Origin of the sequence: Rhizobium sp. N324, assembly GCF_001664485.1 — a bacterium.
Taxonomy (GTDB): Bacteria; Pseudomonadota; Alphaproteobacteria; order Rhizobiales; family Rhizobiaceae; genus Rhizobium.
Window position 1 is genome coordinate 531,000 of sequence record NZ_CP013630.1, and the last position, 14,919, is coordinate 545,918.

Annotated in this window: 13 protein-coding genes; 2 read left to right on the forward strand and 11 right to left on the reverse strand. The window is 63.6% G+C overall.

The annotated features are described in order from the left end of the window. Positions 1–26: 26 nt before the first annotated feature. From AMK05_RS02610 to osmF, 4 genes are all read right to left on the reverse strand, one after another. Entirely contained in the window at positions 27–776 is a 750-nt protein-coding gene (locus AMK05_RS02610) for an ABC transporter permease (protein WP_064836279.1), read from the reverse strand. Further along, positions 773–1,717, reverse strand: coding sequence for an ABC transporter ATP-binding protein (locus AMK05_RS02615; protein ID WP_064836281.1), 945 nt, complete (start codon positions 1,715–1,717; stop codon positions 773–775). Before AMK05_RS02615 ends, AMK05_RS02610 begins: the two co-directional genes overlap by 4 nt. Continuing rightward, entirely contained in the window at positions 1,714–2,880 is a 1,167-nt protein-coding gene (locus AMK05_RS02620; RefSeq protein WP_064836283.1) for an ABC transporter permease, read from the reverse strand. Before AMK05_RS02620 ends, AMK05_RS02615 begins: the two co-directional genes overlap by 4 nt. An 87-nt stretch (positions 2,881–2,967) precedes the next feature. After that, complete coding sequence (osmF, locus tag AMK05_RS02625; protein ID WP_064836285.1) at positions 2,968–3,876, reverse strand: glycine betaine ABC transporter substrate-binding protein OsmF; 909 nt, start codon at positions 3,874–3,876, stop codon at positions 2,968–2,970. Positions 3,877–4,298: 422 nt separating this feature from the next. On the opposite strand from osmF, the gene AMK05_RS02630 reads away from it, so the two are divergent. Beyond that, positions 4,299–5,540, forward strand: a complete 1,242-nt coding sequence (locus AMK05_RS02630; RefSeq protein WP_064836287.1) for a LysR family transcriptional regulator — start codon at positions 4,299–4,301, stop codon at positions 5,538–5,540. Beyond that, on the forward strand, positions 5,537–6,265 hold the full coding sequence (locus AMK05_RS02635; protein ID WP_064836290.1) for a copper homeostasis protein CutC: 729 nt from the start codon (positions 5,537–5,539) through the stop codon (positions 6,263–6,265). Before AMK05_RS02630 ends, AMK05_RS02635 begins: the two co-directional genes overlap by 4 nt. Positions 6,266–6,755: 490 nt before the next feature. Here the strand turns inward: AMK05_RS02635 and AMK05_RS02640 are convergent, their stop codons facing one another. The 7 genes from AMK05_RS02640 to AMK05_RS02670 all read right to left on the reverse strand — a co-directional run bounded on the left by AMK05_RS02640 (position 6,756) and on the right by AMK05_RS02670 (position 14,873). Continuing rightward, positions 6,756–7,775: a zinc-binding alcohol dehydrogenase family protein gene (locus tag AMK05_RS02640; RefSeq protein ID WP_064836292.1), complete on the reverse strand. Its 1,020-nt coding sequence runs from the start codon at positions 7,773–7,775 to the stop codon at positions 6,756–6,758. Positions 7,776–7,837: 62 nt separating this feature from the next. Further along, on the reverse strand, positions 7,838–8,812 hold the full coding sequence (locus tag AMK05_RS02645; protein WP_064836294.1) for an ABC transporter permease: 975 nt from the start codon (positions 8,810–8,812) through the stop codon (positions 7,838–7,840). A gap of 120 nt (positions 8,813–8,932) precedes the next feature. Next, positions 8,933–10,486 carry a sugar ABC transporter ATP-binding protein gene (locus tag AMK05_RS02650; RefSeq protein ID WP_064836296.1) on the reverse strand — a complete coding sequence of 518 codons (1,554 nt, stop codon included), beginning with the start codon at positions 10,484–10,486 and terminating at the stop codon, positions 8,933–8,935. A 121-nt stretch (positions 10,487–10,607) separates the two neighbouring features. Then, on the reverse strand, positions 10,608–11,597 hold the full coding sequence (locus AMK05_RS02655; RefSeq protein WP_064836298.1) for an ABC transporter substrate-binding protein: 990 nt from the start codon (positions 11,595–11,597) through the stop codon (positions 10,608–10,610). A 205-nt stretch (positions 11,598–11,802) separates the two neighbouring features. Then, positions 11,803–12,252, reverse strand: a complete 450-nt coding sequence (locus AMK05_RS02660; protein WP_064836300.1) for an RbsD/FucU family protein — start codon at positions 12,250–12,252, stop codon at positions 11,803–11,805. Between the two features lie 9 nt (positions 12,253–12,261). Beyond that, positions 12,262–13,281, reverse strand: coding sequence for an aldo/keto reductase (locus AMK05_RS02665; RefSeq protein ID WP_064841243.1), 1,020 nt, complete (start codon positions 13,279–13,281; stop codon positions 12,262–12,264). 89 nt (positions 13,282–13,370) lie between these two features. Continuing rightward, on the reverse strand, positions 13,371–14,873 hold the full coding sequence (locus AMK05_RS02670) for a UxaA family hydrolase (protein ID WP_064836302.1): 1,503 nt from the start codon (positions 14,871–14,873) through the stop codon (positions 13,371–13,373). Between the last annotated feature and the right edge of the window lie 46 nt (positions 14,874–14,919).

Consider the following 14,919-nt stretch of genomic DNA (forward strand, 5'->3'; position numbering starts at 1 on the left):
TCACAGCAGTCTTGGTAGCGGTCCTTTCACGCCGGGCGCAAGCCGATTCTTCGGGTGATCGCCGCTTCGACAAGGCCCATGGCATCATAGATCAGCACCGCCATCAGGCCGACGATCAGCCCGCCCTGCAGGATGAAGGCGGTATTGTCGGAAATCAGCCCGGCGATGATCACCTCGCCGAGGCCCTTTGCCGCCACCGTCGAGCCGATCGTCGCCGTGCCGATATTGATGACGGTGGCGACCTTCAGTCCTTCGAGGATCAGCGGCAGGGCGAGCGGCAGTTCGACGCGCAACAGCCGCTGCGTGGCACTCATGCCCATGCCGTCGGCGGCATCGAGCACCTGCGGCGACACCTGTTTGAGGCCGGCGACGGTGTTTTCGAAGATCGGCAGCAGGCCGTAGAGAAACAGCGCGATCAGCGTCGGCATGGCGCCGAAGCCGGTGGCGGGCACGGCGAGCGCCAGCACCGCGACCGGCGGAAAGGTCTGCCCGGCATTGGCAATCGCCCGCGACAGCGGCAGGAAATCCGCGCCGCTTTCGCGGGTGACGAAGATGCCGCCGAGCACGGCGAGCACGGCGCTGCAGACGATCGATCCGATGACGAGCTGCAGATGGCCGGCGGCGAGCGAGGCAAGGCTGTTCTGCGTATAGACGGCCGGCGCATTGTTGCTGGTCAGCGGCGTCAGCAGGAAGGAAAGCCACTCGGTCCTGAACAGCAGGATCAACAGCAGGGCGAGCGCCGCCAGGCGGAAGAGATTGGCGACGAGGAGTTTCATGCCTTGCGGCCCAGTTCGAGCAGCCGCGTCACCGAAATCGATCCCACCGGCGCCTTTTCGCCATCCTGCACCGCCGCCTCGTCGACCCCCTGCCAGATCATTTCGGCGAGCGCGTCGCGCAGGCTGAGCGACTGCGGCAGGGCATAGGCAAGCCCGCTCTTGGCCGGTTCCATGCTCTCCTTCAGCGGCAGCAGCGACATCAGCTTCAGCGCCCGGTCGGAGGTGCCGGTCAATTGCTGGACGAAGGGATCGGCGGGTTCGGTGAGGATCTTTTCCGGGGTCGAGCATTGCAGCAGCCGGCCCTCGCTCATCACAGCGATCTGGTTGCCGAGATGGAAGGCCTCGTCCATGTCGTGGGTGACGAGAATGATGGTGGTGCCGAACTGTTTCTGGATCGCCAGCAGGTCGTCCTGTGCTTTGCCGCGGATGACGGGATCGAGCGCCCCGAAGGGTTCGTCCATCAACAGCAGTTCCGGTTCTGCCGCCAGCGCCCGGGCGACCCCGACGCGCTGCTGCTGGCCGCCGGACAGTTGGTGCGGATATTTGTCGGCGAAGTTTGCCGGATCGAGATTGAACAGCCCGAGCAGTTCCTCGACGCGCCTGGAAATACGTGCGGAATCCCAATCGAGAAGCTGCGGCACGGTGGCGATATTCTGCGCCACGGTGCGGTGCGGGAAAAGGCCGTGCCCCTGGATGGCGTAGCCGATCCGGCGGCGAAGCTCGGTCACCTCGACGTCCATGACGTTCTGCCCGCCGACGAAGATCTGGCCCTCGGTGATCGGCACCAGCCGGTTGATCATCCGCATCAGCGTCGATTTGCCGGAGCCCGACGTGCCGACGATGACGGTGATCTCACCCTTTTCGACCTGCATCGAGACATTGTCGACGACGGTGGCGGCGCCATAGCGCTTGGTGACGTTGCTGATCTCGATCATGCTCATGCGGCGGATCCCCGAATGCTGTCGATGACCGCATCGAGGATGACGGCCGATGAAAAGGCGAAGAAGACGGTCGGCACGGCGCCGAGCAGGACGAGATCCATGGCCGTCTGGCCGAGGCCCTGGAAGATGAAGATGCCGAAGCCGCCGCCGCCGATCAGCGCCGCGATCGTCACCATGCCGATCGCCTGCACCAGCACGATGCGGATGCCGGTGAGGATGACGGGAAAGGCGAGCGGCATGTCGATGCCGGTGAGGATCTGCCGGCGCGTCAGCCCCATGCCGGCCGCCGCATCGCGCACCGAAGGATCGACGCCCTGCAGGCCGACGACGGTATTGGCGACGATCGGCAGCAGCGAATAGAGCACAAGTGCGATCAAGGCAGGCGCCGTGCCGATGCCGCGAATGCCGATCGCTGATGCCAGCGGCACATGGGTGGCGAGATAACCGAGCGGCAGCATCAAGAGGCCGAAGAGCGCCAGGCTCGGGATGGTCTGGATCAGGCTCAAGCCCTGCAGCACGATCGCCCGCAGCTTCGGCACCCAGAAGCAGAGGATGCCGAGCGGCAGGCCGAGGATGATGGCAATGGCAAGCGAGCCGAAGGCGAGCAGCAGATGCGAGAGTGCCTCGGTCTCGAACTGCGGCGCCCGCGTCGAAAATTCCTTCATGATCGACAGGCTGTCGAGCAGGCCTGAAGACAGCGAGATGAAGAGCAGCGCCGTATAGGCCGCAAGCGCTGCGACCCGCATCCACGGCGCCAGCCTTATCTTCACCAGCGCATCGGAGATGACGAGCCCGATCACCGCAAACAGCACCCAGAAACCGCCGCCGGGCGTCATGCGCGCCACGGTGCTGCCGGGCGGCGTCGCCGCAGTCGAGGTGAGGCCGATCGCAACGACCAGCGCCGCGAGGCAGATTGTGGCGATGACGAGCCGCGCCATTGCGCTGCGGAGAAACAGCGCGGCGAAGCCGGTGAGAATGAGAAGCGCGGTCAGGATGACGACGGAGGGCTGGGGAAGAAGCTGCGTCAGCAGCATCGGCTTGCCGGCGGCAATGCGGTTCGCCTTGACGTAGATGAAGGGCATCAATGCCGTCGCCGCAATGCCGCCCGCCACCAGAACCACGCCGAGCCGGTCCAGCCTGCGGACCGCTGAGGTTTCTTCCATCAAATCAACCCTGTCTGACCAGTCCCGTCCGGCCAACCCTATCAGCAAAGGGAGGCTCCGCCCGCAGTCGGGCGGAGCGAGCGATGATTATTTCAGGAAGCCTTTTTCCTTGAGATAGGCTTCTGCGACGGATTTCGCCGGCTCGCCATCGACCTGGATCTTGGCGTTGAGCTTGCGCAACTCGTCGGCGGTCAGGCTCTTGAAGATCGGCGAAAGCACTTCCTCGATCTTCGGATTGGCCTTCAGCACCTCTTCGCGGATGATCGGCGTCGGTGCATAGACCTGCTGCACGTTCTTGTCGTCTTCGAGAACCGTCAGTTCGGCCGCTTCGATCGCGCCGTCCGTGCCGTAGACCATGGCGGTGTTGACGCCGTTCGTCTGGTCTGCTGCCGCCTTGATCGTCGCCGCCGTGTCGCCGCCGGAGAGCACGACCATCTGGTCGGGCTTCAGCTGGAAACCGTAGGTGGTCTGGAAGGCGGGAAGCGCGCCGGCCGAATTGACGAATTCGGAAGACGCCGCAAGCTTGGCGCTGCCGCCGCCGGCAACCCACTTGCCGAAGTCGGTGAGGCTCTTCAGCTTGTTCGGCTCGGCGACGTCGTTGCGCACGGCGAGCGCCCAGGTGTTGTTAGCCGGCGACGGCGTCAGCCAGACGATCTTGTTGGCATCGTAATCGAGCTTCTTCGCCAGTTCATAACCTTGGTCGATATTCTTCCAGGCGGCGTCATCGGCCTTGTTGAAGAAGAAGCCGGCATTGCCGGTATATTCGGGATAGATGTCGATTTCACCTGCAGTGATCGCCTTGCGCACGACCGGCGTGGCCCCGAGCGCGATGCGGTCCTGCGTCTTGATGCCGTTGGCTTCGAGCGCAAGTGCGATGACATTGCCGAGCAGCGTGCCCTCCGTGTCGATCTTCGACGAGACGACGACATCCGCGGCATGGGCCGCACCCGCCGCGAAGGCGGAGAGCGAGACGGCGAGTGCGAGTTTCTTCAGCATGGAAAGTCCCCTTCGTTAACACCGTTGAAAATGGCGCAAACCTCGGCGGGAGGCCTGCGCACGCAGAAAATCCGCCGGCACCGGGACCACAGGGGCCGCCATGCCGGAATTGCGTGCGTCATGGAAATAGCGTGCACGCTCGAAAAATCGATGCAAGCCCCCTCCAGTATTTGCCGTCGCGGCACGATTATGGCGGCGAATGCGCCTCCGCGCGCGAAAACGCATTCCCTTTTCCAGGGCCGGCGCGATTTGTTTTTGTCCCCTTGCGTGTTTCCACGATGGTCCGGTGCTCTTGCGCGGATTGCCGCCGCCCGGATTTCTTATGGTGGAAACGATAGTCCGGCTCTGCTGATGCAGGGATATCTTTTTTCGTGAACACACCATATCGTCCGGTTTTTCCAGCGCTTTCCGGAGGGAGAGATTTGCATCTCGGTGCCCTGTTCATAAGCCATCATGTCCTCACCTCCGGTTCGGTCCGTAAGACGGCGCGGCGTTTCCAGCTGTCGCCTTCCACCGTCTCGACGGCGATCCGCCATCTCGAGACCGAACTGGCGATCAAGCTAACGGAACGCGCATCCGGCGAACTGGTGACGCTGCTTGCCAGCGGCCGAGTACTGGATGGCCTGGCGCCGATCACCGCCGCGATCGGTGAGCTCGGTCAATTCACCGGTCATGATGCCGCGGCCGCCGACGCCGCCGCGGCCTGGGCATCGCGCATTTCCGTCAAGATCGTCACCATCGAGCGGTTTCTCGAAGTCGCCGATCAGGGCAGCATCAATCGTGCCGCGCGCCGCCTTCGCCTGGGTCAGCCGCAGCTTTCGCTTCAGCTTGCCAATCTGGAGAAATTTCTGGGTCACCGGCTGTTCGAGCGGCAGGCGCATGGCTCGGTGCTGACGGAGGAGGGCAGGCGTGCCTACCAGATCTTCACGACGATCAGCCAGGCGTGGAACGATCTGAAGTCGTCGGCGGACGAGCGTTATCGGCGCGCGGCCCGGTCGCTGCGCATCGGCTCGATCATCCCCACCGGCTCGGAAAGCTGGGTGGCGCGCTGCCTGGGCTCGCTGGTTTCCGAATGGAATGCGCGGCGCAGCAACAATGCGATCTCGCTCGTTTCGATGACCGCCGACGATCTGCGCGAGGCGCTGAAGAGCGGCCGCATCGATGTGGCGATCCTGGATTCGGTCTTCGGCCTGGACGACTTCCGCCATCGCGAACTGCTGCAGACCGATATGGTGGTGATCGCACCGCCCGATAGTACCGGAACCACGGTCGCCGATCTCGTCGCCGGCCACGCTATCTGCATGCCGAGCCCGCGCACCGGCCTCGGCCACGCGGCCATGGCCTTCAGCGATGAACGTGCGCCCAACCGGCGCTTGCGCAGCCGGGATATCACCGCCGCGGATTCGCTGCCCGTCATCGTCGACCTCGTCGCCAATCACGGCTACGTCTCCTTTCTCGGCCGCGTCAGCGCCATGCCGATCGCCGATAAGGTGCGCATTGTCGATCTCGACGAATATCTGCCGATGTCATATCACGTCGCCTACAACCATCGTAAAGCCGCCGCCGATGCCTCTGCCGCCATAATCGAGGCGGCGGCGAGACTTACGTCGGAAGCCGTCGCGCAGACTGTGGCGCGCGCGCAAGCCAGGGAGAGTGCCGCGTGACCGTCCTGCTGGAAGTGTGTGTGGATAGCGCCGACGGCCTTGCCGCCGCCATCGAGGGCGGCGCCGACCGCATCGAGCTCTGCTCGGCGCTGGAGCTCGGCGGTCTGACGCCTTTGCCGAGCTTGATGCGGATCGCCGCTAGGGCGCGCATTCCTGTTTATGCGATGATCCGCCCGCATGCCGGACCCTTCATCTTCGGCAGCGCCGACGAGGAAGCGATGCTGCTCGATATCGATGCCGTGCGCGCCGCCGGCCTTGCCGGCGTCGTCATCGGCGCCAACCGGCCGGACGGTACGCTCGACATGCCGCTGATCCACCGCCTGAAGGCGCATGCTGCCGGCTTGGGATCAACGCTGCACCGGGCTTTCGATCTGGTGCCGGATGCCGATCGGGCGCTGGAACAGGCGGTCGAACTCGGCGTTGAGCGCATCCTGACCTCGGGTTGCGCGTTGAAGGCCGCGGATGGCATCGAAACGCTGAAACGCCTCTCGGACAAGGCCGCCGGGCGTATCTCCATCATGCCCGGCAGCGGCATCCGCCCCGCCAATGTCGGCGCAATATTGCAGGCGACCGGCGCCCGCGAGGTGCATGGTTCCTGCAGCTCGCCTGTGGAAAGCGCCGACCCCCGTGCGGTTGCCTTCGGCTTCGAAGCGAAGAGCAGCAATAGGACAGACAGTGCGGTTGTCAGGGAGATGTGCAGGGCGATTGCGTCAATGGAGCTTTAGCGGTCTCGCATTCCGGGCGGAAAGTGTGATGCGCTTTTGAACGCGAATGCAGTGCTTGCCGCATGGGTCCTCGGGTCAAGCCCGAGGACGACGGAGGGTGGAGGAACGCGTGCGGCAAGGACCGCAAATGCGTGGTGATTTTTGTGGGAATCGCCGTCTTTGTTTGAGCGATCCGCACGCAAAGCCGCCTGCGCATTTTGCTGAAATTCCTCCCGACGTCCCGCCTCTTGCCGCATGGGTCCTCGGGTCAAGCCCGAGGACGACGGCGGGTGGGGAAACACGTGCGGCAAGGACCGCAAGGGCGTGGTGATTTTTGTGGGATTGCCGTCTTTGTTTGAGCGATCCGCACGCAAAACCGCCTGCGCATTTTTGCTGGAATTGCTCCGAACGTCCCGCTTCTTGCCGCGCGGACTCCCCACTCTCCGTCATACTCGGGCTTGACCCGAGTATCCCACGCCGCGCACTCCACGTACGTCTTACCCGTGGTACCCTAACCCCCAACCCGGATCACCGCCTTGATCAGCCCGCTCTTCTCATGTGCCCAGCGGGCGAGATCGCGCGGCGCATCGGCAAGCGTCGTGCGATGGGTGATCAGCTTATCCACCGGCACCAGCCGCTTGGCGATCGAATCCGCCACATGTTCGAAATCGGCGCGAGTGGCGTTGCGGCTGCCGATCAGCGTCATTTCGCGTTTGTGGAATTCGGGATCGGAGAAGCGGATGTCGTCCTTGACGACGCTGACCAGCACCAGCGCGCCGCCATGGGCGACGAAGGAGAAGGCTTTTTCCATCGATGGGCCGTAACCCGTGGCATCGAAGACCACGTCGAAACCATCGCCATTGGTTTTTTCCCGCACGGCATCAGCGGTCATTTCATTGGCGACGATGCCGGAGGTGAAGCCGAAGCGCTCGGCCGCCATCTGCAGCCGCTCGGCGCTGGTATCGAGCAGCGTCACCTCATGGCCGGCAATGCGCGAGAAGATCGCCGCGCCGAGCCCGATCGGGCCGGCGCCGATGACGAGCGCCTTGGCGCCGGCGCCGGTCATCGAACGGCGCACCGCATGGGCGCCGATCGCCAGGAACTCGACGGTTGCCGCTGCCTCGAGGCTTAAGCCCTCGGCGGCATAGAGGTTGCCTGCCGGAACCGAGATCTCCTCGCAGAAGGCGCCGTCCGTATGGACGCCGAGCACCTTGATATTGGTGCAGCAATTCGGCTTGCCCTTGATGCAGGCGACACATTGGCCGCAGGAGAGATAGGGATTGACGATGACGGGTGTTCCCGCCGCCATGGCGACGCCGTCGCCGGCTTCCAGCACCGTCGCCGAGACCTCATGTCCCATCACCCGGGGATATTCGAGGAAAGGATGTTTGCCCTCGAAGATGTGGTAATCGGTGCCACAGATGCCGACATGGCTGACGGCGAGCCGAACCCAGCCGGGCGCCGGTGCCGCAGGCGAAGGACGCTCGACGATCTCGAGCACGCCGGGCTCCCGGCAAACAACTGCTTTCATGACGGGTCTCGCATTCCTGGAAATTTAAGAAGCCGGCTGTTCGACCGGCTTCTCTGTGTTTCTCAATTGCTCTTGCGGCGGCGCAGCTGGTCGAAGAAGACGATCACGATGATCAGCAGACCGGTGATGATGCGCTGCCAGAAGGAGTTGACGTTCAGAAGGTTGGCGCCGTTGTTGATGGTGGCGAGGATGAAGGCGCCGATCAGCGGCCCGTGCACCGAGCCGACCGCGCCGAACAGGCTGGTGCCGCCGATGACCGAGGAGGCGATCGCCTGCAGTTCCCAGCCATCGGCCTGCGTCGCATTGCCGATGGCGATGCGCGAGGCGAGCAGCACGCCGACGAAGGCGGCAAAGCCCGCCGACAGGATATAGGCAAGGTAGATCATGCCCTTGACGTTGACGCCGGAAAGGCGCGCAGCTTCAGCGTTCGAGCCGACGGCGAAGAGATAGCGGCCCCAGCGGCTCAGATGCAGGAAGACGAAGGACGGCACCGCCACCAGGATGACCATCCAGAACAGGCTCGGAATGCCGAGGAAATCGGCGCGGGCGAAATTGCTGAAACCCTCGTCGGTGATGCTGATCGTCGAACCGTTGGTGATCAGCAGGCCGATGCCGCGCAGCGATGTCAGCGTCGCCAGCGTGATGATGAAGGGTGGCAGGCCCATATGCACGATGCCGAAGCCGTGGAAGGCGCCGATCGCCACGCCGATGGCGAGCGTCAGCACGATCGCCCCCCAAAGCGGCACGCCCGCCTGCAAAAGCCAGGCGATGATGACGGTGCAGAAGCCGACGATGGCGCCGACGGAAAGATCGATGCCGGCGGTGATGATGACGAAGGTCTGGCCGAGCGCCAGGATCGCCGTCATTGCGCCTTGACGCAGCAGGTTGGAAATATTGAGCGGCGTCCAGAAGCTCTCGGTGACGAAGCCGAGCACGACCCAGAGGAAGATCAGCAGGCCGATCAGGGTCAGGCCGAACAGGATGTTCATCTTCCGGCGTGGCGGCGGCGCGACGATTTCGGTGGGGGTGGCAGTCATGAATTTTCTCCCTCTTAGAGAATTTCCGTTTTTTCGAATGACGGAAATGCTCTATCTCTTTGTTCTCACGCAAATTCCGGAGGCAAAACCGCTACGCACTTTTGCTGGAATTGCTTGTGCTCAGACACCGATCGCTTCGCTGAGCACTTGTTCATGCGTCGCCGCGTGGAAATCATGGCTCGCGACGAGCTTGCCGCCGCGGAAGACATGCAGCCGGTCGGCCAGTTCGTAGACCTCGGGCAGGTAGGATGAGATCAGAATGATGCCCGCCCCCTCCTTCAGCAGCTTGGCGAACAGCCTGTAGATTTCCGCCTTGGTGCCGACGTCGACGCCGACTGTGGGTTCGTCGAAGATGAACAGCCGGGCACCGTGGCTCAGCCACTTGCCGATGACGATCTTCTGCTGGTTGCCGCCCGACATGCTGGAGGCCGGGACGCGCCGGCTCGGCGTCTTGATGCTGAGATTGCGGATCTGCCCGTCGGCATTGGCCGATTCCCGCGCGTGGTTGATGACGGGCCCGTGGCTCAGCCGTCCGAACACCGGCAGGTTGATGTTGAGGCCGATCGGCAGGTTGAGGCAAAGCCCCTGGTCGCGCCGGCTTTCCGGCGCCAGCGCAATGCCGAGCTCCATCGCCGTGCGTTCGTTCTTAATATCGACAGGCTTGCCCATCCACTGGATGTCGCCTGCGCTGATCGGCTGGCGCCCGTAGAGGCCGAGCGCGAATTCGCTGCGCCCGGCGCCGATCAACCCGTAGAGACCGACGATCTGCCCGGCTTTGACGCTGAGCGACACGTCTTCGAAGCCCGGGCCGGAAAGTCCGCGGACCTCGACGATCGTCTCGCCGATGGCGATCTCTTCCTTGTGGTAGATCTGTTCGATCGAGCGGTTGATCATCAGCGCGATCAGCTCGGCATCGTTGGTTTCGCCGATCAGCCGCGTGCCGACATGGGTGCCGTCGCGCAGCACCGAGACACGATCGGCAAGCTCGAAGACTTCCTCCATGCGGTGGCTGATATAGACGATGGTGACGCCTTCGCCCTGCAGGCGGCGGATCAGCTTGAACAGCTGCGCCGATTCCTGGCGGGTGAGATAGGCTGTCGGTTCGTCGAAGATCAGGAACTGGGTGCCGCGCATTGCCGCGCGCGCGGTTGCCACCAGCTGCTGCTGGCCGATCGTCAGCGAACTCAGCAGCGCGCCGGCCGGCAGGCCGAAGCCGAGATCGTCGAGCACGGCCTGCGCCAGCTTCTCCATCTGCTTTTTGCGCATCAGGCCGTAGCGGTTCACCTCGTCGCCGAGGAAGAGGTTGGCGGCGACCGTCAGGTGCCGGCAGAGCACGACTTCCTGGTGCACGGCGTTGATGCCGCGGGCGATCGCCTCGTTCGGTGTCGACAAGCCCACAGGCTGGCCGCACCACAGCACTTCGCCGGCCGTGCGGGTGATGACGCCGGTCAGCAATTTGATCAGGGTGGATTTGCCGGCGCCGTTTTCGCCGACGATCGCGTGGATTTCACCGGCGAGAAAGGTCAGCGTCGCCGGCTTCAGCGCCTGCACATGACCGTAATTCTTCTGCAGGCCCTTGAGTTCGAGGATAGGCGATCCGGTGGGAATGCGATTGGCTTCTTTCAGCGTGGCGCTGTCATCGTGGCGATGACTGACCTCTTCCAGTCCGATCATGGACCTCTCCTCCTCTTGTCGTCTCTCGCTCCATCCCTGCTGAACCATAACATGGCCCCGGATAACATGGATGGAAAAAGCCGCGCCGATTTTTGAAGCCGGCGCGGCTTGTCTGTCGTGCTTACTTGATCTTCGGGTTCAGCAGTGCGTCGATCTTCGGATCGGCCATATTCGCCTTGGTGACGAGGTTGGCGCCGGTGTCGACATTGGCCTCGACCTTCTCGCCCTTGGAGACGGCAAGCGCGGTCTTGATGCCGTCATAGCCCATGCGATAGGGGTCCTGAACGACGAGGCCGGCAATGGCGCCGTCCTTGAGGAAGCCGACCGTCTTGTCGTCGCTGTCGAAGCCGATGACCTTGATCTTGTCGCCGAGCTTGTTTTCGGCGATCGCCTGGCCAACGCCCTGCGCCAGGATGAGGTTCGAGGCGAAGACGCCGACGAGCTTCGGGTTGGCGGTGATCAGGTCGGTCATCATGTTGAGGCCGGTCGTCGCCTGGCCGTCGCCATACTTGTCGGCGATGACCTTCAGGCCGGGATGCTTGGTCTTGATCTGATCCAGGAAGCCTTCGCGGCGCTGTTCCAGCGAGCCGACGCCGGGAAGATTGGTGAGGATGACGATGTCGCCTTCTTCCTTGCCCGTCATCTCCTTAATGGCAGCGGCAAGACCATCGGCGGCGATGCGGCCGCCCTGGACGTTGTCGGTCGTCAGGAACGACTTGAACGCCTTGGAGTCGGCGCCGGAGTCGATGCCGATGATCGGAACCGACTTGGCGGCTTCATCGATCGGCTTGCCGAGCGCCTTGAATTCGGTCGGCGAAATGACGATAGCGGCCGGCTTGCCGGCAACGGCGTTCTCCAGAATGCTGATCTGGCCATTGATGTCGGATTCTGCCTGGGCGCCGAGTTCCGGCACCTTGACGCCGAGATCCTGGCCTGCCTTGCGGGCGCCGGCCAGCACGATCTGCCAGTAGAAGGACGTCGTGTCCTTGACGATGATCGGGATCGTCACGTCGGCGGCAAAGGACGTGACCGGCATCGCCGTGGCAATGACGGCGGCGCCGGCAAGCGCGGTAAAGGCGCGGCGCGACAGAAGGGATTTCACGATGGTCATAAGGGTTCTCCTCTCAGGATGCGTTCTCCTCCGAATAAACCGGCCGCTGAACGCAGGCGGACGATTTTTATCGATAAAAAACATTTGCAAGGAGAAGCTAGCCGAGGCGCAATCAAATTGCAAGAGTGCCGATCCGGCTTTTTTGCTTTGGTAAACTCCTCCCAAGCAACTGATTTTATTCCAATACAACGATAGCCTAAAATAGCTACCGGCCGAGATCGACCTCGTGCGGATGCACGACGCCCTTTTTCAAAATCAGGTTGCCATACAGCCGGAATTCCGTCGTCGCGACGATATAGGCAGCCTTGCGGGCCATCGCGTAGAAGGCGAAACGCTCGACCGGCACGATCGCAAAATCGCCGGCGCGCCTGGAGACGATCTGCTGGAACTCGGCGCAGACCTCCGGCACGGCGTGCGGGTCGCCGACCACCTCCATCCGCCAGGCCGTTTCCGGCACGAAGGTGTCGAGCGGCATGTGGGCGAGGATCGCCTCGGCCATCGCGGTGGCGCTGACGCCGTCGGCGCGAATGACCGGCGGGCCCATCGAGCCCGAGGGGAAATTGGCGTCCGCGATGACGATGTCGTCGCCATGTCCCATCGTCTTCAATGCGTGGAGCAGGTCGGGGCCGAGCAGCGGATGAATACCCTTGAGCATAGTGGTTCCTCAGACTCGGACGGCTTCGGCGCCGAGCGGCGGCGCGACCAGCGTATAGGGTTCGAATTCGGCATAGATCTCGTCGGCAAGCCGTGGCTCGACGATCTCCATGTTGCGGATCAGGCTCGACGGTTTGGCGGTGCCGATCAGCACCGATGCGACGATCGGCTCGCGCAGCGGAAACTGCAGGGCGGGTGCGGCCAGCGGCACGCCGTGGCGCTTGGCGATCGCCTCCATGGCGCCGACCTTGGCCAGCACCTCCTCATCGGCCGGCATATAGTCGAAATGGGCGCCCGGCACCGGGCCGGTGGCGAGAATGCCGGAGTTGAAGACGCCGCCGACGACCAGCGATGTGCCCTTCTGCCTGCAGAGCGGCAAGAGTTCGGCGACGGCCGAGCGGTCGAGCAGCGTGTAGCGGCCGGCCATCAGGATGCAGTCGAGATCGGCGTTGCGCATGACGTCGAGGCAGACGGGCACTTCGTTGACGCCGAGGCCGAAGGCGGCGATGGCACCGGAGGATTTCAGTTCTTCGAGCGCCTTGATGCCGGAATCGAGCAGTTGCTTCTGGTAGACCGCATTCTTCGCCGCGCCATGCGTATAGCCGCCGATGTCGTGCACATAGAGAATATCGATGCGGTTGAGGCCGAGGCGGGCATAGCTGAATTCGACCGAGCGCATGATGCCGTCATAGGAATAGTCGTAATCGGCATCGAAGGAGAGGGGATCGACATAGCTGTAATCGGGCACGGTGCCGGTCAGCACCGGCCGAAGCAGCCGGCCGACCTTGGTGGAGAGCACGTAAGAGCCATCAGGCTGGTCGCGCAGGAAATCGCCGACGCGGCGTTCGGCCAGGCCGAGTCCGTACCAGGGGGCTACGTCGAAATAGCGGATGCCGCTATCCCAGGCCGCCTGCAGCGTTTCCATCGCTACCTCGCGCGGGCAGGCGCGGTAAAGACCGCCGAGCGCTGCCGCGCCGAAGCTGATTTCGGTCACCTCGAGCCCGGTCTTGCCGATGCGTCTCGTCTTCATCATGCCTCCTTACGAAGAACGTGAAATTTTCAGGGCAATTCCAGGAAAAGCGTGAAGCGGTTTCCCGGCAATGCGTCGAAACTAAAAGGTCACAGCGTCGCGCCCAGATGCCACGGCACGAATTCATTGTCGCCGTAGCCGAAGAGTTCGCTCTTGGTCTTCTTGCCGGAGGCCGTGTCGACGATGAGCTCGAAGATCTCGCGGCCCTTGCCGCTGATCGTCGCGTCGCCGGTGGCGATCGTGCCGCAATCGATGTCCATGTCCTCTTCCATCGAGGCGTAGAGCGCCGAATTGCTGGAAAGCTTCAGCGACGGCGCCGGCCGGCAGCCGAAGCAGCTGCCACGGCCCGTGGTGAAGGCGATCATATTCGCCCCGCCGGCCACCTGGCCGGTCGCCGAGACCGGGTCGTAGCCGGGTGTGTCCATGAAGACGAGGCCGGGGGCGGTGACCCGCTCGGCATAACCATAGACCGCCGTCAGCGGCGAGCGCCCGCCCTTGGCGACCGCGCCGAGCGATTTTTCCAGGATGGTGGTGAGACCGCCGCGCTTGTTGCCGGGCGAGGGATTGTTGTCGAGCGAGGCGCCGTGCAGGGCGACATAGTCCTCCCACCAGGCGATCTTCTCGTCGAGCTTCCTGGCCACGTCGTCGCTGACCGCACGGCTGCGCAGCAGATGTTCGGCGCCGTAGATTTCCGAGGTTTCCGACAGGATCGCCGTGCCGCCGGCCGCTGCCAGCAGATCGGCCGCGACACCCAGCGCCGGATTGGCGGTGATGCCGGAAAAGCCGTCCGAGCCGCCGCACTGCAGGCCGATGATGATCTCGCCGACCGACATCGGCACACGTTTTTCCTTGCCGACATCGGCGGCGATTTCGCGCAGCATGCCCATGGCGCGCTCGACCGCGCGGCGCGAACCGCCGGCATCCTGAATGTTGAAATGCCGCTTGGAGGCGCCGGCGCCGCTCTGGCCGTAAAGCGTCAGCTGGTTGACCTCGCAGCCGAGGCCGATCATCAGCACGCCGCCGAAATTGACATGCCTGGTGTAGCCGGCAAGGGTCCGGTGCAGCACGTTCATGCCGTCGCCGGTCGAGCTCATGCCGCAGCCCTGATCGTGCACGATCGGCACGAAACCGTCGATGCCCTCGTAATGCGGCAGGATCGTCCGGTTGGCCTCGTCGGCGATCGCCCGGCAGACCGTGGTGGAACAGTTCACGCTGGCGATGATGCCGATATAATTGCGCGTCGCCGCCCGCCCGTCGGCGCGGCGGTAGCCCATGAAGGTGCGCGCCTTGTCGTCGGCGGTTGCTGCTTCCGGCGCCGAATTGGCGGTCGCCGCCAGCCGGTCGTTTTCGAAATGCAGGTTGTGGCTATGCACGTGGTCGCCGGCCTTGACCTCGGCGGTGGTGCGGCCGATCGCCTGTCCGTATTTCACCACGGGAGACCCGAGCGGAATATCCGCGATCGCCACCTTGTGGCCGGGCTCGATCTTTTGGCGGGCCTCGATGCCGGCAACCGTCGAACCCGGTGCGATGGCCGCCGTTGCGACCGCGACATTGTCGCCGGCCGACAGGATGATCCAAGGCAGTTTGTCCACGTCTCTTCTCCCAGAGCATGATGCCGAAAAGTGTGAGCGGTTTTCG

Coding starts and splice junctions, on each gene's coding strand:
- AMK05_RS02610 (WP_064836279.1), bottom strand. CDS start 776: ATGAAACTCCTCGTCGCCAATCTCTTCCGCCTGGCGGCGCTCGCCCTG.
- AMK05_RS02615 (WP_064836281.1), bottom strand. CDS start 1,717: ATGAGCATGATCGAGATCAGCAACGTCACCAAGCGCTATGGCGCCGCC.
- AMK05_RS02620 (WP_064836283.1), bottom strand. CDS start 2,880: ATGGAAGAAACCTCAGCGGTCCGCAGGCTGGACCGGCTCGGCGTGGTT.
- osmF (WP_064836285.1), bottom strand. CDS start 3,876: ATGCTGAAGAAACTCGCACTCGCCGTCTCGCTCTCCGCCTTCGCGGCG.
- AMK05_RS02640 (WP_064836292.1), bottom strand. CDS start 7,775: ATGAAAGCAGTTGTTTGCCGGGAGCCCGGCGTGCTCGAGATCGTCGAG.
- AMK05_RS02645 (WP_064836294.1), bottom strand. CDS start 8,812: ATGACTGCCACCCCCACCGAAATCGTCGCGCCGCCGCCACGCCGGAAG.
- AMK05_RS02650 (WP_064836296.1), bottom strand. CDS start 10,486: ATGATCGGACTGGAAGAGGTCAGTCATCGCCACGATGACAGCGCCACG.
- AMK05_RS02655 (WP_064836298.1), bottom strand. CDS start 11,597: ATGACCATCGTGAAATCCCTTCTGTCGCGCCGCGCCTTTACCGCGCTT.
- AMK05_RS02660 (WP_064836300.1), bottom strand. CDS start 12,252: ATGCTCAAGGGTATTCATCCGCTGCTCGGCCCCGACCTGCTCCACGCA.
- AMK05_RS02665 (WP_064841243.1), bottom strand. CDS start 13,281: ATGAAGACGAGACGCATCGGCAAGACCGGGCTCGAGGTGACCGAAATC.